The sequence below is a fragment of the Streptomyces lydicus genome (genome assembly GCF_004125265.1).
GTDB lineage: Bacteria > Actinomycetota > Actinomycetes > Streptomycetales > Streptomycetaceae > Streptomyces > Streptomyces lydicus_C.
Genome location: NZ_RDTE01000003.1, coordinates 2990341 through 3009356, shown reverse-complemented (window position 1 = coordinate 3009356; position 19016 = coordinate 2990341). Strand labels below are relative to the sequence as shown.

General features: G+C 73.6%; 16 protein-coding genes. 10 read left to right on the top strand and 6 right to left on the bottom strand.

What is annotated here, in order from left to right; translation table 11 throughout:
• Positions 1-114 precede the first annotated feature (114 nt).
• Positions 115-2565, bottom strand: a complete 2451-nt coding sequence (locus tag D9V36_RS15600; protein WP_129294301.1) for a DEAD/DEAH box helicase — start codon at positions 2563-2565, stop codon at positions 115-117.
• A gap of 311 nt (positions 2566-2876) precedes the next feature.
• Between D9V36_RS15600 and D9V36_RS15595 the strand changes: the two genes are divergently transcribed.
• Positions 2877-3614, top strand: a complete 738-nt coding sequence (locus D9V36_RS15595) for a ferritin-like fold-containing protein (protein WP_129294300.1) — start codon at positions 2877-2879, stop codon at positions 3612-3614.
• Positions 3615-3637: 23 nt separating this feature from the next.
• On the opposite strand, the gene D9V36_RS15590 is transcribed toward D9V36_RS15595, so the two are convergent.
• From D9V36_RS15590 to D9V36_RS15575, 4 genes are all read right to left on the bottom strand, one after another.
• Positions 3638-3928, bottom strand: a complete 291-nt coding sequence (locus tag D9V36_RS15590; RefSeq protein WP_129294299.1) for a hypothetical protein — start codon at positions 3926-3928, stop codon at positions 3638-3640.
• A 337-nt stretch (positions 3929-4265) separates the two neighbouring features.
• A complete protein-coding gene (locus tag D9V36_RS15585) occupies positions 4266-4493 on the bottom strand; it encodes a DUF3107 domain-containing protein (RefSeq protein WP_129294298.1) in 228 nt (75 codons plus the stop codon).
• Between the two features lie 139 nt (positions 4494-4632).
• A complete protein-coding gene (locus D9V36_RS15580; protein WP_129294297.1) occupies positions 4633-5274 on the bottom strand; it encodes a TetR/AcrR family transcriptional regulator in 642 nt (213 codons plus the stop codon).
• A gap of 148 nt (positions 5275-5422) precedes the next feature.
• Positions 5423-5641 (bottom strand): hypothetical protein, encoded by a 219-nt coding sequence (locus tag D9V36_RS15575; RefSeq protein WP_129294296.1) that lies wholly within the window; start codon positions 5639-5641, stop codon positions 5423-5425.
• Between the two features lie 170 nt (positions 5642-5811).
• Between D9V36_RS15575 and D9V36_RS15570 the strand changes: the two genes are divergently transcribed.
• The 8 genes from D9V36_RS15570 to moeZ all read left to right on the top strand — a co-directional run bounded on the left by D9V36_RS15570 (position 5812) and on the right by moeZ (position 14783).
• Positions 5812-6843 carry an alpha/beta fold hydrolase gene (locus D9V36_RS15570; protein ID WP_129294295.1) on the top strand — a complete coding sequence of 344 codons (1032 nt, stop codon included), beginning with the start codon at positions 5812-5814 and terminating at the stop codon, positions 6841-6843.
• Between the two features lie 161 nt (positions 6844-7004).
• Entirely contained in the window at positions 7005-8306 is a 1302-nt protein-coding gene (locus D9V36_RS15565) for a DUF3152 domain-containing protein (protein WP_129294294.1), read from the top strand.
• A 230-nt stretch (positions 8307-8536) separates the two neighbouring features.
• Positions 8537-10549 carry a DUF3492 domain-containing protein gene (locus D9V36_RS15560; protein ID WP_129298436.1) on the top strand — a complete coding sequence of 671 codons (2013 nt, stop codon included), beginning with the start codon at positions 8537-8539 and terminating at the stop codon, positions 10547-10549.
• Positions 10546-10815 (top strand): hypothetical protein, encoded by a 270-nt coding sequence (locus tag D9V36_RS15555; protein ID WP_241720883.1) that lies wholly within the window; start codon positions 10546-10548, stop codon positions 10813-10815. Before D9V36_RS15560 ends, D9V36_RS15555 begins: the two co-directional genes overlap by 4 nt.
• Entirely contained in the window at positions 10812-12128 is a 1317-nt protein-coding gene (locus D9V36_RS15550) for a hypothetical protein (protein ID WP_241720882.1), read from the top strand. The genes D9V36_RS15555 and D9V36_RS15550 overlap by 4 nt, the downstream gene beginning before the upstream one ends.
• Positions 12129-12438: 310 nt before the next feature.
• The gene (locus D9V36_RS15545) at positions 12439-13395 is read left to right on the top strand and encodes an NAD-dependent epimerase/dehydratase family protein (RefSeq protein WP_129294293.1); all 957 of its coding nucleotides are present in this window, start codon (positions 12439-12441) and stop codon (positions 13393-13395) included.
• The gene (locus D9V36_RS42610; protein WP_277753442.1) at positions 13383-13508 is read left to right on the top strand and encodes a hypothetical protein; all 126 of its coding nucleotides are present in this window, start codon (positions 13383-13385) and stop codon (positions 13506-13508) included. The genes D9V36_RS15545 and D9V36_RS42610 overlap by 13 nt, the downstream gene beginning before the upstream one ends.
• 96 nt (positions 13509-13604) lie before the next feature.
• A complete protein-coding gene (moeZ, locus tag D9V36_RS15535) occupies positions 13605-14783 on the top strand; it encodes an adenylyltransferase/sulfurtransferase MoeZ (RefSeq protein WP_129294292.1) in 1179 nt (392 codons plus the stop codon).
• A gap of 197 nt (positions 14784-14980) precedes the next feature.
• Here moeZ and D9V36_RS15530 read toward each other — a convergent pair whose 3' ends face one another.
• Positions 14981-18067 (bottom strand): lysylphosphatidylglycerol synthase transmembrane domain-containing protein, encoded by a 3087-nt coding sequence (locus D9V36_RS15530; protein ID WP_206739673.1) that lies wholly within the window; start codon positions 18065-18067, stop codon positions 14981-14983.
• Positions 18068-18253: 186 nt separating this feature from the next.
• Between D9V36_RS15530 and D9V36_RS15520 the strand changes: the two genes are divergently transcribed.
• Positions 18254-18784: an MGMT family protein gene (locus tag D9V36_RS15520; RefSeq protein ID WP_129294291.1), complete on the top strand. Its 531-nt coding sequence runs from the start codon at positions 18254-18256 to the stop codon at positions 18782-18784.
• Positions 18785-19016 lie beyond the last annotated feature (232 nt).

The window sequence follows — 19016 nt, the reverse complement described above, 5'->3', positions numbered from 1 at the left end:
GTCGAGGTTATCCGGCGGGCGGTCAATACGGGCCGGGGACGCCGACGACCCGGCGCCCGCACAGTGCGGGCGCCGGGTCGTCGCGCCGGGATCCCGGCGTCAGCCGGGCCAGGCTCAGCTCTCGGGCGTCGCCTCGGCGGCGGGCGCCTTGGCGCGGGTGCGGCGGCGCACCGGCTTGGCCTCGGCGGTCTCCGTCGTCTCCGTCGCCTCCGCGGCCGGCTTGGCCGCGGCCTTGCGGGTCCGCTTGGGCTTGGCCGGCGCTTCCTCGGCGGGTGCGTCCGCCACGGCCTTGGTGGTGGCCGCGGCCTTCCGCGTGCGCTTCGGCTTGGCCGGGGCGTCCTCGACGGTGTCGACGGCGCTCTCGGCGGCCGGCTTGGCAGCCGCGGCCTTGCGGGTCCGCTTCGGCTTGGCCGGCGCCTCCACCGCGGCCTCGGCCGCGTCGCCCACGGCCTCGGCGGCCTTGGGCGCGGCCTTACGGGTCCGCTTCGGCTTGGCGGGAGCCTCCACCGCGGCGTCCGTGACGGTCTCCGTCACCGCGGCCGGTGCCGTTGCCGTCGCCGCGGCGGCCTTGGCGGTGCTGCGGGTCCGGCGGCGCGGCTTGGCCGGCGCCTCGGCGGGCTCGGCCACGGCCGCGGACTCGGCGACGACCGCCGCGCCCTTCGCCGCCGCGAGCGCCTGCGCCGCGCTCTCCACAGTCTGGAAGCTCCCGGTGTCCTCGGGACGGACGATGCGGGGCCGGCGGCGGCGCGGCCTGACCGGCTCGGCCACCGCCTCGGTCGCCACGGCGGCAGCCTGGGTCGCCTTGGGGGCGGTCTCGGCCACCTTGGGGGCAGCCTCGGTCGCCTTGGGGGCAGCCTTGGTCACCTTGGCGGGAGCGCCCGAGGCCTCGGCGGCCGGGGCCGGGACGGCCGCTGCGGCCGAGTTCTGGCTGCCGCGGGTACGGCGGCGCCGGCGCGGCTGACGCGGCCCGGTGTTCTCCGCGCTTTCGGTGCCCTCGGCGACGGCGGGGGACGCGGTCGCGGGCGCCTCGGCGGCGGCCGCCCCGTCCATGGGCGTACCGCCACGGGTACGGCGGCGCTGCCGCGGCGTACGGGTGCGCTGGGGGCGCTCCTCCTCGACGACGGCACCCTTACGGGGACCACGGCCGCGGCCGCCGGTCTCGCCCAGGTCCTCGACCTCTTCCGCGGCCAGCCCGGCGCGGGTGCGCTCGTTGCGCGGCAGCACGCCCTTGGTGCCCGCGGGGATGTTCAGCTGCTCGTAGAGGTGCGGCGAGGTGGAGTAGGTCTCCTCCGGCTCGTCGAACGCCAGGTCCAGCGCCTTGTTGATCAGCTTCCAGCGCGGGATGTCGTCCCAGTCGACGAGGGTGACCGCGGTGCCCTTGGCGCCCGCCCGGCCCGTACGGCCGATGCGGTGCAGGTAGGTCTTCTCTTCCTCGGGCGACTGGTAGTTGATGACATGCGTCACACCCTCGACGTCGATACCGCGGGCGGCGACGTCGGTGCAGACCAGGACATCGACCTTGCCGTTGCGGAAGGCGCGCAGCGCCTGCTCACGGGCGCCCTGGCCGAGGTCGCCGTGCACCGCGCCGGAGGCGAAGCCGCGGCGCGCGAGCTGGTCGGCGATATCGGCGGCGGTCCGCTTCGTACGGCAGAACACCATCGCCAGGCCCCGGCCCTCGGCCTGCAGGATGCGGGCGACCATCTCCGGCTTGTCCATGGAGTGGGCCCGGAAGACGTGCTGGGCGGTGTTGCGGACGGTCTGGCCCTCGTCGTCCGGCGCGGTGGCGCGGATGTGCGTGGGCTGCGACATGTAGCGGCGGGCCAGGGAGATGACCTGGCCGGGCATGGTCGCCGAGAACAGCATCGTCTGGCGCTTGACCGGCAGCAGCTGGATGATCTTCTCGACGTCGGGCAGGAAGCCCAGGTCGAGCATCTCGTCGGCCTCGTCCAGCACCAGGCTCTTGACCTGGGAGAGGTTCAGCTTCTTCTGGCCCGCCAGGTCGAGGAGGCGGCCGGGCGTGCCGACGACGACGTCGACGCCCTTCTTCAGCGCCTCGACCTGCGGCTCGTAGGCGCGGCCGCCGTAGATCGCCAGGACACGGACATTGCGCACCTTGCCGGCCGTGAGCAGGTCGTTGGTGACCTGCTGGCACAGCTCACGGGTGGGTACGACCACCAGGGCCTGCGGCGCCTCGGTCAGCTGCTCGGGCTTGGCGCGGCCGGCCTCGACGTCGGCGGGGACGGTGACGCGCTCCAGGAGCGGCAGGCCGAAGCCCAGGGTCTTGCCCGTGCCGGTCTTTGCCTGGCCGATCACGTCGTTGCCGGAGAGGGCGACGGGGAGCGTCAGTTCCTGGATGGGAAAGGGAGAGATGATGCCGACGGCTTCCAGGGCCTCGGCCGTCTCGGGGAAAATCCCGAGGTCTCGAAATGTAGACAGAATCTTGCCTCTTCTGTGAGACGCGGCGTGAGGCGGCGAAGGGGGTCGTACCGCACCTTCGTACGGGTTCGTACGGGCCGGCCTGATGATGCGGCCGGTGGGGCGGGACCACTGCCAACGCTCAGGCACTCCTGCCGCGAGCGGTGTCCCTCTTGCCGTGCGCAGGTCTGCTGCGCGCCGCGTCAGAGGGCGGTCGGTTTGGAGCCGATCGGGCCACCGACCGGGCATCCGCTTCGTGGAACGACCCACCGATACTCGGCAGGTCCAAATACCACTGTACCCCGGATATGGCGCGCCCATCCGAAGGCTTGTATGAGTGAGGAATACATCACGGCCTGCCGTGCTACCGGGACGGGGGCTACGACCGTCGTTCGTACGGGCGAACCGGAGTGGCTGACCAGGGCCTTCCCCGGGCGGCCGAGCGGGCTATTGTGCCGGTCATGGGAACGCCTGACAACGCCGCCGCTGACGCGCGCACACACACCGGGATCGCCGCCCAGGACTGGGCGCAGGCATCCGCCGAGCCCCAGTACCGGGCCGCCGTGATCGATCTGCTCGGCGCGCTCGCCTATGGCGAGCTGTCCGCCTTCGAGCGCCTGGCGGAGGACGCCAAGCTCGCGCCGACGATGGACGACAAGGCCGAGCTGGCCAAGATGGCCTCGGCCGAGTTCCACCACTTCGAGCGGCTGCGGGAGCGGCTTGCGCAGATCGAGGCGGAGCCGAACGAGGCGATGGAGCCGTTCGCCGCCGCGCTGGACGAGTTCCACCGCCAGACCGCGCCGTCGGACTGGCTGGAGGGCCTGGTCAAGGCCTATGTCGGCGACTCGATCGCCAGTGACTTCTACCGCGAGGTCGCGGCCCGGCTGGACTCCGACACCCGTGATCTGGTGCTGGCCGTGCTCGACGACACCGGGCACGCCACATTCGCCGTGGAGAAGGTGCGCGCGGCCATCGAGGCCGAGCCGCGGGTCGGCGGCCGTCTCGCACTGTGGGCGCGCCGTCTGATGGGCGAGGCGCTGTCGCAGGCGCAGCGGGTCGTCGCGGACCGCGATGCGCTCTCCACCATGCTGGTGGGCGGGGTGGCCGACGGCTTCGACCTGGCCGAGGTGGGCCGGATGTTCTCGCGGATCACCGAGGCGCACACCAAGCGGATGGCCGCGCTGGGCCTCGCGGCCTGACCGCGAGGGGCGCGCCGGGCGGTTCAGGCCGTCCGGTGCCCCTTCAAAGGGGTGGCCGGCCGCCGAAAGCGCCGGCGCGGCGGGCGCGCCACCACCGACAGCAGGGCCGCCCCCACGGCGATCGCGGCCACCATCACCTGGACGGGGTGGCCGGGGCCGAGGATCGAGCGGGTCAGCAGCGCGCCGAGCACCGCCGCGACCGGGCCGGTCGCCAGGGTGAGGCTGCTTGCGGGAAAACGGTCGGGCAGCCATCGCGCGGCGGACAGGGCGATGGCGAAGCCGATGAGTACGGCGCCGAGCGTTTCCCAGATCATGCTGTTCCCTCCCGTGTGACGATGCCGATCAGCTGAACAAATCGGTCACAGGCCGTCGTACCCAAGGGGCACCGGCAGCAACCCTCCCGGCGCAGGTCCCGTGCCTGATCAGCCCAGCCGGACCGACTCGAACGGCCTGATCTGCGGAAAAGCGGCGGACCGGGCCCGGCAGGGGGCGATGCCACCATGGTGGGCCGATGTCCCGAAGCAGTGGGGGACGTCCGGGGAAACGCACGGAAAACGCGGGGCGAAACGCAGGAAAGGGCGGCGGCCCGGAGCTGAATCTCCGGGGCCGCCGCCTTTCCGTCTCCGGGCGCCGCATCGGGCGCCCGCTGTGTCAGAGCGCGCCGAACCCGACCTTGCGGGCGGTGGGCTCGCCGATCTCCACATAGGCCAGCCGGTCCGCCGGGACCAGGACCTTGCGACCGTGGTCGTCCACCAGGCTCAGCAGTTGTGACTTGCCGCCCAGCGCGTCGGACACCGCGCTCTCGACCTCTTCGGCAGACTGCCCGCTCTCCAGAACGATCTCGCGGGGTGCGTGCTGCACGCCGATCTTGACCTCCACGGCTTTTGTCCCTCCGACGGTCCGGGGATCCCCAGCGTCAGCTGGGGGAGGATGCGCGGTCATCGCGCCGTACGCAGCACACATTAGCCCGGTCCGGGGACGCGCAGGACGCCCTGGAGCACGCCTGCAGCGAACACGGTCAGTGCGTGTCGCTGCCGTGCAGCGGGAAACCGGCGATGCCCTTCCACGCGAGCGAGGTCAGCAGCTGCACCGCGGTGTCCCGCGGAACCGTGCTCTCGGACGACAGCCAGTACCGTGCCACCACCTGGGAGACGCCGCCCATGCCCACGGCGAGCAGCATCGACTCGTCCCGCGACAGGCCGGTGTCCTCGGCGATCACCACGCTTATGGCCTCGGCGCACTCCAGCGACACCTTGTCCACGCGCTCGCGGACCGCCGGCTCATTGGTGAGGTCCGACTCGAACACCAGGCGGAAGGCGCCGCCCGGGTCCTCCACGTACGCGAAGTAGGCGTCCATGGTGGCGGCGACCCGCTGCTTGTTGTCGGTCGTCGACGCCAGCGCCGAGCGCACCGAGTGCAGCAGGGCCTCGCAGTGCTGGTCCAGCAGGGCGAGGTAGAGGTCCAGCTTGCCAGGGAAGTGCTGGTAGAGGACGGGCTTGCTGACGCCCGCCCGCTCGGCGATGTCGTCCATCGCGGCCGCGTGGTAGCCCTGTGCGACGAAAACCTCCTGGGCGGCGCCCAGAAGCTGATTGCGCCGGGCCCGTCGTGGCAGGCGTGTGCCCCGCGGGCGCGCCGCCTCGGTCTGCTCGATGGCGCTCACGCTGCCTCCCAGAAGTTGTTCCGTACGCGGTCCGTACAAGGTGGTGCACCGCGCCCGCCATCGTACTTTTGGGTAACCCGGCTGTGCGCGGTCGAGGCCGAGAATTTCTGCCCGCCGCCCTTCTCAGAAGCCGACAAAACATCCCAGGTCATCGGTATTCGTCTTCGTTGAGCTCCACGACACGGGCCTGTTCGGCGAGATCTGCCTCGTTCGCCGCGTCCGGATCGTGGACGGTCACCGTCTCGTCCCGCCGCGGTGCGAGATCGGCGTACTGCTCGGCGGTGTCCGCTTCAGGGGCTTCGACGTCGATATCGGTGGCGTCGCTCTCGTCCGCGAAGGTCTCCGGGTCTGTCGGGTCGACGCGCATGATGGCTCCCTTTTCCGCGTGCTCGATCGTCGGCTGGTGCCTGGCATGAAAGCAGGGGCCGGGGCGGCTGCCCTCGCCTACGAGCGTAGGAGAGTGGCCGCGGCAGCGCGATGCGGTGTGTGACCGCGGACACACGATCGGGGGTGTGATCGTCTCGTAACATCGTCCCCATGTCTTCGACCGAGTCGCCGGACACCGCGACCGCCGCTCTCCCGGTGCCACCGGCCGGCCCCGGCCGGCACGGCGGGGCGGAGACGGTGCGCACCGTGACCCTGCCGGGCCTGACGCTGACCGTACGGGCGCCGGACGGGCGGCCCGCGCGCGACGACAGAGCGGAGGAGGCCGCGGGCGACGGCGCCGCGGCCGGGCGCGAGCCCGCGCTCTACGTCCACGGCCTCGGTGGCTCCTCGCAGAACTGGTCGGACCTGATGCCGCTGCTCGCCGACCGGGTGGACGGCGAGGCGATCGATCTGCCCGGCTTCGGCCACTCACCCCCGCCCGCCGACGGCAACTACTCCATCTCCGCCCAGGCCCGCGCGGTCATCCGGTACCTCGACGCGGCCGGGCGCGGCCCCGTCCACCTCATCGGCAACTCGATGGGCGGTGCCGCGTCGACCCGGGTGGCGGCGGCGCGGCCCGACCTCGTCCGCACCCTGACGCTGATCTCCCCGGCGCTGCCCGAAGTGCCGCCGCAGCTGACCGCGGTGCCCACGGCGCTGCTCGCCGTCCCCGGTATCACCGGGCTCTTCGGCCGCCTCACCCATGACTGGACGCCCGAGCGCCGCACCCGCGAGGTGCTGGCGCTCTGTTACGGCGACCCCGGCCGGGTCAGCCCGGAAGGGTTCAACGCCGCGGCCGAGGAGTACGCGCGACGGCTGGAACTCCCGTACTTCTGGGAGGTGATGGAGCGCTCGGCCCGCGGTCTGGTGAACGCCTACACGCTGGGCGGACAGCACAATTTGTGGCGTCAGGCAGAGAGAGTTCTCGCCCCCACCCTTCTCGTCTACGGTGGACGCGACCGCCTGGTCTCCTTCCGGATGGCACGGCGGGCGGCCGCGGCGTTCCGCGGTTCGCGACTGCTGACGCTGCCGGAGGCGGGGCATGTGGCGATGATGGAATACCCGGAGACAGTGGCGCGGGCCGTCCGCGAACTGCTCGACAGTGATGTGACCGATGTGACCGCTGATGCGGGCAGGAGCTGACACGCCCCGTGGGACGCCATAGCCGCCGAGGCCGGCCTGAGACCGCTGCGGAAAGCCCGGAGACGGCAGGTCCGCCCGGCAACACCCCCTCGGGAGACGGCCCGTCCGGCTCCGGTCCGGGCTCCGGACGCCGCAGACGCGAACCGTTCGACGGTGATGCGGTGCGCGGCGGACACCCCGAACAGCGTGAGCCGGGCGGTGGTTGGGGCGCGTTCCCCGGGGCGCCGTCGTCGCCGGTGGCCGCCGGTCAGGGCGCGCCCAGGATTCCCCGGCCGCGCGCGGAGATGCCCGGTGTCCCGCCGGTCGCCACGCCCGGCACCGGCCAGGGACCGCGGCGCGACTACGTGGATGCCTTCGACGCCAGGTCGTTCCCGGGCGGCCGGGGCGGCGCGGACGACCCGGACGACGATGTGTTCCGGGCCGGTGCGCCCGGGATGGCGCAGCCGGCGTCCGGTCCGCACGGGGCCGGCGGGGCCGGTATGCCCCCCGGCGGCCGCTTCACGGGCCGGTCGGTGGTCTTCGAGCGCGACGAGGCCGGCGGGCCCGGCCCGCTGACCGCATCCGGCGCGGACGGCGGCGAGCCGGGCGGCCCGGCGGACCGGGACCCGGCCGACGGCGACGGTTTCGCGGTGGAGGAGTCGCGGCACGGCATCAAGAAGGGCGGCATGGGCCGGACGTTCACCGGTGCGGCGGCCGCCGCGGTGACCACCGTCCTCGCCGTCGTCATCGCGGGCCAGGTCGCCGAACAGCACAAGGACAGCGGCGACCCGCAGACGCGCAGCGGCAACGACCGTACCGACGGGGTCGGCGACGAGGCCTCCCGGTCGCATTCCCGGCCCACCCAGGACGCCAAGCCCGCCGGTTACGACGAACAGATGGCGCAGGTCTTCCCGCTGGACGCGCAGCTGACGGGCAGCGGCCGCTTCCGGCCGACCGGCGGCGACGCCAAGGCGCCCGGCCACGGCAAGGTGCTGCGCTACCGCGTCGACATCGAGGAGGGGCTGCCGCTGGACGGCAAGCTGTTCGCCGAGGCGGTGCACAAGACCCTCAACGACGACCGCAGTTGGGCGCACGGCGGGCAGCGGACCTTCCAGCGGGTGGCCTCCGGGGACGCCGATTTCGTGATCACGCTGGCGAGCCCGGGGACCACGGCGAAGTGGTGCGCCAAGTCCGGTCTCGACACCGGCGAGGAGAACGTCTCCTGTGACTCGGCGGCGACCGACCGGGTGATGATCAACGCCTACCGCTGGGCGCAGGGCGCCAAGACCTACGGCCACGACAAGATGTTCGCCTACCGCCAGATGCTGATCAATCACGAGGTCGGCCACCGCCTCGGGCACAACCACGAGGCCTGCTCCCGGCAGGGCGCACTGGCCCCGGTGATGATGCAGCAGACGAAGTTCCTGACGACGGACGGCGCGACCTGCCGGCCCAACTCCTGGCCGTTCCCCACCCAGAAGTGAGCGGACGGCGCAGCGGCGGGTACTACGGCCGGCGGCCCGTGACGCTCACATAGCGCGTCGAAACGCCCTCAGGGGCGGAAAGTTACGTGTGTTCACCCCTTCCGGTGGCGCGATGGACAACCGTCCATCGCGCCACCGGCCCTTTGCATAGCTTCTTCCCGCAGGTGGCGGCCGTGCGGTCGGCGCGCCAGGCGCCGATGTGGCTGATATGGGAGGACGGGGGTGCACCCGTGCGGATCGGACTACTCACCGAAGGTGGTTATCCGTATGCGTCCGGTGAGACGCATGCGTGGTGCGACCGGCTCGTGCGCGGGCTCGCCGGCCATGACTTCGAGGTCTACGCCCTGAGCGCCGAGCCCCGCCGGGACGCGCCGCCACGGCCCGAACTGCCGCGCCACGTACGGCTGGTGCACAGCGCGCCCCCGGGGGACGGCTTTCCCGCCGGGCGCCGCCGGTCCGGCGAGCCGCGCCGGGGCCGCACCCCCGGACGGCGCGAACGCCGCCGCTTCGCCGAGTGCTTCGGCGATCTCGTGGCGGCCTTCGCCACGGCGCCTCCAGGAGGAGCGCCGGCCACCCCGGTGGTACCTGCCCGGGGCGCCGTCCCCGGGGGCGCCCCGGCCGGGTATCCGCCCGCCGTCCCGGGTGACGCCCCTGATGGCCTCGTGACCGGTAAGGCGGACCGTTTCGCCGCCGGTCTCTACGGGCTCGCCGAACTCGCCCGGGAACACCGGGGGCTGCCCGCGCTGCTGCGCTCCGAGGACGCCGTACGCCTCCTGGAAGCCGCCTGCCACGGGCCGCACGCCCTGCCCGCCGCGCCGGGCGCGCAGGTCAACGACCTGCTGGCGGTCACCGCCGGGCTCGCCCGCGCGCTGCGGCCGCTGTCCCTGGACTGGTACGGCGACCGGCACACTCCCGGGCTCGGCGGTGTGGACCTCTGCCATGCCACCTCCGGCGGCGCCGCCGCCCTCCCCGGACTGCTGGCCAAGCACTTCTTCGCCACCCCGCTGCTGGTCACCGAGTACGGCGTACGGCTGCGCGAGCACTATCTCGCGCGCGCCGCCGCGCCGCTGAGTGCGCCGGTGCGCGCACTGCTCGCCGCCTTCCAGGGCGCGCTGGCCGCCGAGACCTATGCACAGGCGGCGCTGATCACCCCCGGCAACACCCACGCCCGGCGCTGGCAGGAGCGCTGCGGCGCCGACCGCGCCCGGCTGCGTACGGTCCACCCGGGCATGGACGCCGCCCCCTTCGCCGCGGTCGCGGACGCGGCGGCGGACGACTCCAAGACGCTGGTGTGGGTCGGCACCATCGAGCCCGCCAAGGACCTCATCGCGCTGCTGCACGCCTTCGCCGAGATCCGCAGGGCCGAACCGGAGGCCACCTTGCGGATCGTCGGCGGCGCCGGCCGCGACCCGCAGGCGCCCGGATATCTCGCGCACTGCCGGGCGCTGGCCGCCCAGCTCTTCCCCGACGAGGCGGCCGACACCCGCAGCGTCGGTGAGAGCCCGGTCAGCTTCGAGGAGATCGGCAGCCCCGAGGTGCCGACCCTGGCGGACGCCTACGCCTCCGGTGCCGTGGTGGTGCTCTCCAGCGTCATCGAGGGTTTTCCGCGCTCCCTGGTGGAGGCGATGTTCTGCGGCCGCGCCACGGTGTCGACCGACGCCGGTGCGGTCTGTGAGGTCATCGGCGGCACCGGCCTGGTGGTTCCGCCCCGTAACCCCCGTGCCCTCGCCGAGGCCTGCACCGCGCTGCTCGGCGACCCGGACCGCAGGGCCAGGCTGGGCGCGGCGGCCCGGGCGCGGGCGCTGGAGCTGTTCACCGTCGAGCAGAATGTCGCGGCATTTCGTGGCATCTACCTGGAGCTGATCTCCCATGCCCCGGCCCGCCCGGCCGCCTGCGGTGCACGGGACGCCCGGGGTGTACCGCGGCCCTTCGCGCGTCCCGCCGAGTCCCATGTCCCCGGTCGCTGGGCCGCGACCGGTGCCGCCACCCGCGCCGCCGTGCCCGCCGCCAGGGACGCCGTGTCGGCCACCCCGGCCGCCGCTCCCGCCGGCCGTACGCCGAGCTGGGCCGTCCCCGCGCAGGAGCGGACCGCCGGGCCGCCGGTGCCGGCCGGCGGCGGTGCGGAGAGCGGGGGAGCGACCGGTGTCCGAGGGGTGAGACGGTCCGTGAGATGGGGAGGGGCCGGCGACCGGACGGACGTGACCGGAGCGAAGGAGAGAGCGAAGGAGAGAGAGCAGTGGTGACGGTGACGGCTGTGCTGGACGTGATGTGTGCGATGGGGCTGGTGGGTGTGGCGCTGGTGACGGGCATGACGGATGTGGCGCACGGCGGGAGCCGCCCCGGACTTGGGCACGGTCTCCGGCGCGACCGCCGTCCCGGCCGCCCGGTGTATGCCGGCCACGCCGCCCCCGACGACCGGGCCGGCCGGGTCCGCCGGCGTATGCCAGACCCTCGCCCCGGCCGGGACGGCTGTGCGGCGGCGGCCCGCGGGAGAGGGGACGGGCGGTGACCACACCCGACACCGGCGCCACCCCCGCCGCGGCGGCCACGGCGGACGGGGACGCCGCCCGCAGCGCGTCGGCCACGGCACACACGGACGGGAGCACCACCCGTCCGGACACGAACGGGAATCCCAGCGGGAACCCCACCCGCACCCCGCCGCCCGGCAAGGAGACCGCCGCACGCCCCCCGCGCCGCGGCCCCGCCGACCCCGTTCGGTCCCTGATGCACCGCCACCAGGAGCTGTGCGCACGCGCCGTCGACGCGCTGGAGATCGCCGCCGGCCTGGAGGCGCACGGCGTCACCGACCGGACGGCCGCACGCTTCCGCCACCGCGACGTCTTCTCACTGGCCGAAGAGCTCTACGCCCGGGTGCCCCGCGCCGAGGCCCCGGACGCCCGGCCGGACGAGCAGCCTCACCTGCCCGTCCCCGTCCCCGCCCGGGGTTCGCGCGGCGTGCGCGTGGTGCTGCAGCTGCTGCCCGGCGCCGTCTGCGTCGCGGCGGTCGCCGCCCTCGCCTCGGCCGGTACGGCGACTCCCGCCGTACGCACCGGTGTCGGCGCGGCGGGCGGTGCGCTGGTCGCCCTCGCCGTCCGGCTGGCCGTCCGGTCCGGGCCGCTGCGACTGCGCCACCGGGGCGCCGGATCGTGGACCGCCGGCCTGTGGGTCTGCTGGACGGCCGGATACGCCGTCTACGGCGACTGGCTGCTCGGACAGCTACTGGCCGGCGGCCCCGACCTGCCCGGCAGCACGCCCCGGGCCGCCGTCGCCACCGCCGTGGCCCTGGCCTTCGCCCTCGCCCCCGCGGCCGGCTGCGCCCGCTGGTTCGCGGCGCGCGGGCGGCGCGGCGTGGCCGCCAGCCGCGGCCTCGGAGAACTCGCCGCCCGCGTCCGGCCGTTGCTGCTCGCCGCCACCCTGCTCTTCCTCGGCGCGCTGGTGGCCCTGCTCCTCGGTGCGGACGCCGTCTTCGGGAGCGACGGCACGACGGCCCTGGCCGCGGCGGCCGCACTGGGAGTGCTGCTCTTCCTCGCCCGGCTGCTGGCCGTGCACGGCTTCCCCGACGCGGCCGCGACCGGCCTGGCCTCGGCCGCCGCCCTGGAAGCCCTCGCCCTGTCCCTGGTGCTCATCGCCCGGCTCCCCGGCCTGCCCCCGCTCGGCGTACCGGTCGAAGCGCTCACCACCGCCGTGGGACCGGCCGCCGTACCCGCCGTGGCCTGCACGGCCGCCGCCGCCGGGCTCCTCGTCCACGGCCTGCGGGCGCTCACCGGCGCCTGCGCACACTGGCCGGCACCCTCCGGCCCGGCGGAGGCGCACCGGCCGTGATCCTCCGTACGTACCCCGGCGCCCGACGCCCCGGCCCCTGGTCCCTCGTCCGGTCCTTCGTCCTCGGACTCCCCGTCCCCCGACTCCCCGTTCCCCCACATGGGCACCCCCACCACGTACCACCGCCGGAGCGGCACCCCGAAACGGCCGCTTCGACCCCTGACCCGCGGACCTCGCCCCCCACCTGGCCCCCGCCTCCGGGGCGGAGGCCGACTCCGCGGAAGCCGACGCACTTCCCTCGATCCGCTTTAGGAGCACGACATATGAACGTCCAGCCGACCACACGCCACGCGGACCGGGGGGGCGCACGATGAGGGTGCTGCTCATCGGCGCCAACGGCTACCTGGGCCGTTATGTCGCCGACCGCCTGCTCGCCGACCCCGCCGTCCAGCTCACCGCCCTCGGGCGGGGCGACGACGCCGACGTCCGCTTCGACCTGGCCACCGGCAGCCCCGGTGCGCTCACCCGCTTCCTCGACGCGGTCCACCCCGGTGTCGTCGTCAACTGCGCGGGGGCCACCCGTGGCGGGGCCCGCGAGCTGACCCGGCACAACACCGTCGCGGTCGCCACCATCTGTGAATCGCTGCGCCGCAGCAGCTGCGGCGCCCGGCTCGTCCACCTGGGCTGCGCGTCCGAGTACGGGCCCTCCCAGCCCGGCTCCTCCACCGCCGAGGACGCGGTGCCGCGGCCCGGCGGGCCGTACGGCGTCAGCAAACTCGCCGCCACCGAACTGGTCCTGGGCTCCGGCCTCGATGCCGTCGTGCTGCGGATCTTCTCGCCGGTCGGCCCCGGCACCCCGGCCGGTTCACCGCTGGGCCGGCTCGCCGAGGCGATGCGCCGCGCGATGCAGTCCGGCGACAACGAGCTCAAGCTCGGCGGGCTCGGCGTTCAGCGGGACTTCGTCGATGTCCGCGATGTCGCGCGGGCGGTGCACGCCGCCTCGCTGTCCGCCGCGCAGGGCGTCGTCAACATCGGGACCGGCCGGGCCGTACGGCTGCGGGAGGCCGCGGCCGTGCTCGCCCGGGTCGCCGGTTTCGGCGGCGCGCTGCACGAGATCGACTCCCCGCCGGCCCGCCTGGTCATCCCCGGCCCGTCCCCCGAGCACCCGGTCGGCTCGCCGCCCGCCACCTACCCCTACCCGGACGGCTGCGGCACCTGGCAGCAGGCGGATGTCCGCACCGCCCGCGACCGGCTCGGCTGGCGTCCGCGGATCGGGCTGGAGGAGTCCCTGGCCGACATCTGGATGGAGGCCGCATGCCGTATCTGACCGGCCGCCGGGCCGCCGGGGCGTCGGCCGGTCCGCCCACGGACGCCTGGGTGTCACTGCCCGGTTACTGGGACGGATTCGTCTCGCGCATCGGAACAGGTGTCTCGGAATGAAGAAGGGCGTGGCAGTGTTGCGGGGAGAGCAAGCTCCCCCACTCTCGGCTCCGCCCGTGCGGGGGAACCCCATCAAGACCGACCAACGGAGTTCCCGTGTCGCTGCCACCCCTGGTCGAGCCCGCTTCCGAGCTCACCGTCGATGAGGTCCGCAGGTACTCCCGCCACCTGATCATCCCCGATGTCGGGATGGACGGGCAGAAGCGGCTGAAGAACGCCAAGGTGCTGTGCGTCGGCGCCGGTGGCCTGGGCTCGCCCGCGCTGATGTATCTGGCCGCGGCCGGCGTGGGCACGCTCGGCATCGTGGAGTTCGACGAGGTCGACGAGTCGAACCTGCAGCGTCAGATCATCCACAGCCAGGCGGACATCGGCCGCTCCAAGGCGGAGTCCGCGAAGGACACCGTCCTGGGCATCAACCCGTACGTCACGGTCAACCTGCACCAAGAGCGCCTCGACTCCACCAACGTCATGGAGCTCTTCGCCCAGTACGACCTGATCGTCGACGGCACCGACAACTTCGCCACCCGCTACCTGGTCAACGACGCCTGCGTGCTGCTGAACAAGCCGTACGTCTGGGGCTCGATCTACCGCTTCGACGGCCAGGCGTCGGTGTTCTGGAGCGAGCACGGCCCCTGCTACCGCTGCCTGTACCCGGAGCCCCCGCCGCCGGGCATGGTGCCCTCCTGCGCCGAGGGCGGCGTCCTCGGTGTGCTGTGCGCCTCCATCGGCTCGATCCAGGTCAACGAGGCCATCAAGCTGCTCGCCGGGATCGGCGACCCGCTGGTCGGCCGGCTGATGATCTACGACGCGCTGGAGATGACCTACCGTCAGGTCAAGGTCCGCAAGGACCCCGACTGCGCCATCTGCGGTGAGAACCCGACCGTCACCGAGCTCATCGACTACGAGGCCTTCTGCGGCGTCGTGTCCGAGGAGGCCCAGGAGGCCGCGGCCGGCTCGACGATCACTCCCCGGCAGCTCAAGGAGTGGATCGACGGCGACGAGAAGATCGAGATCATCGACGTCCGCGAGCCGAACGAGTTCGAGATCGTCTCGATCCCCGGCGCCAAGCTGGTCCCCAAGAACGAGTTCCTGATGGGCACCGCCCTCCAGGATCTGCCGCAGGACCGGAAGATCGTCCTGCACTGCAAGACGGGCGTCCGCTCCGCCGAGGTCCTGGCCGTACTGAAGTCCGCGGGCTTCGCCGACGCCGTGCACGTCGGCGGCGGCGTCATCGGCTGGGTCAACACCGTCGAGCCGGAGAAGCCGGTCTACTAGGACTTCCGGGCCTGCGAGGCCTGCCGGGTCCGGCAGGTCCGCCAGGCCTCCGGGTCTTCGGCGGGACCTGCTCCCGCAAGGCCGCCCCGTCCAGCGCGAAGGCGCCGGTCCGTGCCCTACGGACCGGCGCCTTTCGTGTGGCGCTGCGCCGCGCGTACGGGCGGGGTCGCCCGGCCGTACACGGCGGCGGCTTCCGCTCAGATCTCGCCCTTGTGGGTGAGGTAGTTGAAGGCCACCCAGCCCGGCAGCACCGGCAGCCAGAAGACCATCAGGCGGAACAGCAGCACCGCAGGGAACGACGTATCGGCGGCGAGCCCGGAGACCGTCAGCGCACCGATCAGCGCGCCCTCGACGGCGCCCACACCGCCCGGTGTCGGCGCGGCCGAGCCCAGCGCGTTACCGGCCAGGAAGGCCACCGCGATGCTCGCGTAGCTGATCGTGTCACCGCCGCCGAACGCCCGGATCGAGGCGTCCAGGCACATCACGTTCGCCGCCGTCAGCAGCAGCATCCCGCCGATGCCGGTGACCAGCTTCCCTGGCCGCTGCAGGATGTCCAGCATCCGCGGGACCACCCCTGCGAACAGCGACCGCACCCGGGTCGAGACGAACTTCCGCAGCGCCGGCACCGCCGTGACGATCAGGACCAGTACGGCCACGGTCAGCAGCCCGGCGATGACCGTACGGGACGGCGAGATCGACGGGGTCTGCTCCTGGGTGCCGGTCAGGTAGCCGAAGACCAGCAGCAGCAGGACATGGCTGCCCAGACCGAACAGCTGGGACGCGCCGACGCTCGCCACCGCCAGCCCGGACCGGACCCCGGCGCGCTGCAGGAAGCGGGTGTTGAGCGCCACTCCGCCGATCGCGGCGGGCGCCACCAGCTTCACGAAGTTGCCCGCGATCTGCGCGATGACCGTCCGGACGAACGACACCCGCTCGGTGACGAACCCCAGCAGGCTCATCGCCGCCGCGATGTACGTCAGCGCCGAGAAGAAGGCCGCGACCAGCACCCACTCCCACTGCGCCTTGTTGACCATGTCGCCCAGGTTGAAGTTGGTGAGCTGGGACAACAGCAGGTACACCGCGAAGGCGCCGGCGATCCAGGTGATCAGTTTGCGCGGGCTGAGCCGCTCCAGCTTGGCGGGTTCGATCACCGCCGTCGGACGGATCAGCAGCACCTGCCGGCGGATCTGGGCGAGCAGGTCCTCCTCGCGGGCCTCCTCCGAGGCCTCGTCCAGGGCCCGCTTCTCGGCGGTCTTCTCCGCATGCCGCTCGGCCCGCATCGTCTTGCGGTCCTTGGGCCCCTCCGCCTCACGGGCCTCCCGCGCCTCCTTGGCCGCCTGGGACGCCTCCAGCACCGCCTCGCGCTCCCGCTTGGCGCGCTCGCGGGCGCGCTGGTGCAGCGTCGCGCGGGTGGTGCGGCTCAGCGCGATCGGCTGCAGCAGCGGCAGGCTGTCGGCGACCGCGTCCGGGCCCAGCACCTCGACTGCCGCGGCCACCGCGCGCTCGGCGCCGACCCGCAGACCGCAGGTGGCCAGCAGCTGGGCGATGTCCATCCGCAGCACGAGGTCACCGGCCGCGATCTCGCCGCCGCGCAGCTCGGTCAGGACGATGGTGCCGGAACGATCCATCAGCAGCGCGTCCCCGACCAGCCGCCGGTGCGCGATCCGCCGCGACTGCAGCGCCTCGACCTGCCGCCACGCGCTGTGCATCAGCGCGTCGGTGATCTCCTCGTCGGCCAGGGAGTCGAAGGTGCGGCCGCCGATGTGCTCGTAGACCAGCATCACCGCGTCCGGGCCGAGCTCGGAGGTGGCGATCAGCTTGGGTGCGTGGGCGCCGGCCGCGATGGCCGCATAGGCCAGCAGCGCCTCCTGCTCCAGCGCCTGGCGCAGCGACTGCAGACTGCGGCGCTGGTTGATGCCGCGCAGCGAGAGCCGGCGCCACACGCGGTAGAAGAAGCCGTGCGCCTGCTGCTCGCGGTCGACGACGGTGACATCGATCGGCGGCCCGTCCTCCAGCGTGACGAGGTAGCGGCGGCCGCGGTCGGGGTGGTCGGTGGTGCCGGCGTCCTCCGCCCGCAGCGCGGAGACCGGGTGGAAGCCGACGCGGCGCAGCCCCGCGAGGAGGTTCTGGCCGGTGGGGCGGACATTGGGGGAGCCGACCGCGTAGAGGGTGCCGTAGGCGACGGTCCAGCCGATCAGCACGGTCGTGATGATCGCGAACGGGGTGGTGTACCGCCCGACCAGCACCGCGAACGCGTCCAGCAGCAGCACGCACCACATCGCGACCCGCCAGCGGGGCCGCCGGGACATGCCCACCGCCGTCATATAGGCGATCACCGGTGCCAGATAGCTGTGCACCGGAGCGGAGAGCGAACCGTTCTCCAGGGGCTGGGTCAGCGCGTCCCGGATGGAGACGGGTGCGGCATCGGCCACCCACAGATCGGCGGCCAGCGACACCCCGTGGGCGAGGACGGCGGCCAGCACGCCGTCCGCGATCCGCAGCCCGTCGCGCTTGATCAGCCGCTCCACGGCGAACGCCACCGGCACGATCAGCACCGCGACGCTGGAGGTCAGCCCCGCCAGGTTGATCAGCAGCGGGGGCGCCGCCTTCGCGCCGGTGCCGATGTCCCGCGCCAGGCCCTGGGTGGTGCCGTGGGCGAAGGTGGCGAGCCCCAGGACGAGGGCGATCCCGGCGATGCCGAGCAGCAGCCGCAGCAGGTCGGCGGGGCGGTGCACCCGGGCGGGCAGCAGCGGCTCGTCGCCGGAGACCCGGTCGACGTGGAACTCGCCGTACTCGTCGGAGCTCAGGTCGGAACGGTGCGAGCCCGTGTGGGGCCGGTCCACAGCCGTACGGGGCGTGTCCCGGGGCGTGCCGCCAGGCGTGCCGGACTCCGGCTCTTCGCGCTGCTCGCGCGCGGCCGGTCCGTCCTGCCCCTGCCCGGGCTCCTCGGCGGCCCGCTCCTCGCCGCTGTGCTCCTCCTTGCTGCTGTGCTCCTCCTCGTGCCGCTCGGTTGGCTCGGGCTCCTTGGGCTCTTCCGGCCTCTCGGAGGCCCCGGGTCGTTCGGCCTTCTCGATCGTGCTCGCCTTTTCGGTAGCGGAGGCCGTGCCCGGCCTCCGTTGGTGCGTCCCCTGTGGCGCCGCCTGCCGCCGTTCCGGCCGCTCGGTCGGTGCGGCCGGTACGGACGCGGTGCCTGCGGCGTCGACGGCCAGGGCCTCAGGGGTGCCCGCCTCCCGTGGAGGCGCCGCACCCTGCTGCTCGGCTGTCTCTTCTTGATCTCGTATCACCAGTCACCATCCGGAAGATGGTGGCACGGCCGACCGGTGGAGGGGGGCATCAGGGTGCATTTCGGGGGTGCGGGAAGCGGGACGCCCTCCCCTTACCGGGGCGGACGCGCCGTGCCGCCGACCTCCCGAAGGCGCCGGACCGTGTGTCCCCTCCCATTGTCGGTGCCGTGCGGCAGGATGGACCGAATGAGTGGGACCGGAGATGAGGCGGCGGGTGAATTCCCCGCAGAACCGGAAGGACCGGAAGAGCCGGAAGGGCCGGAAAGGGCGGGAGGCCCGGGAGGTCCGGCGTGTCCTGACCTTCCGGAGTACGCGGAACGGGTCCTGGCCGTTGCCGAGCTGATCCCGGCGGGCCGGGTGATGACGTACGGCGATGTCGCGGAGTGGTTGCAGGGCGAGGAGCAGCCCGAAGGGCTTCCGGCGAAGGGCGGTGGCGGGCGACGGGTGGGCGGCCCGCGGCAGGTGGGGCGGGTGATGGCCCTCTACGGCGGCGCCGTGCCCTGGTGGCGGGTGGTGCGCGCGGACGGCCGGCTGCTGCCCGGCAGTGAACTGCGCGCCCTGGGGCACTACCGCGACGAGGGCACCCCCCTGCGTACGGCACCGCGCGCCGCCGAGGACCACATACCGCGGCTCGACATGCGGCGGGCCCGCTGGGACGGGCGCCAGGACGGCGGCGCCAAGGACGAGGCGGAGGGCGGCGCGGACGCGGCTCCGTAGCGCCGGCGGCATCGCGCGACGGGCCGTGGGAGGCACTGCGGCCGCCCGGGCGCGACCTGGCGTAGCGTCGGGCACTGCCGTCACGACGACGGCTCCGCCACGCGCCGTGCAGCCGGACCACCCCTGACCGGCGGCCCGCGGCGCCGCGCACCACGCACGCACCACGACCAGCACCTCCTCAGGACCGGCGAATCCACGTGAGTTCCTCCTTCTCGGCCTTCCCGGCCACCCC

Bases quoted from the DNA above. Each gene is read 5' to 3' on its own strand.
- D9V36_RS15575 (WP_129294296.1), bottom strand. From the start codon at position 5,641: ATGCGCGTCGACCCGACAGACCCGGAGACCTTCGCGGACGAGAGCGAC.
- D9V36_RS15520 (WP_129294291.1), top strand. From the start codon at position 18,254: ATGAGTGGGACCGGAGATGAGGCGGCGGGTGAATTCCCCGCAGAACCG.
- D9V36_RS42610 (WP_277753442.1), top strand. From the start codon at position 13,383: ATGCCGTATCTGACCGGCCGCCGGGCCGCCGGGGCGTCGGCCGGTCCG.
- D9V36_RS15570 (WP_129294295.1), top strand. From the start codon at position 5,812: ATGTCTTCGACCGAGTCGCCGGACACCGCGACCGCCGCTCTCCCGGTG.
- D9V36_RS15545 (WP_129294293.1), top strand. From the start codon at position 12,439: ATGAGGGTGCTGCTCATCGGCGCCAACGGCTACCTGGGCCGTTATGTC.
- D9V36_RS15595 (WP_129294300.1), top strand. From the start codon at position 2,877: ATGGGAACGCCTGACAACGCCGCCGCTGACGCGCGCACACACACCGGG.
- D9V36_RS15590 (WP_129294299.1), bottom strand. From the start codon at position 3,928: ATGATCTGGGAAACGCTCGGCGCCGTACTCATCGGCTTCGCCATCGCC.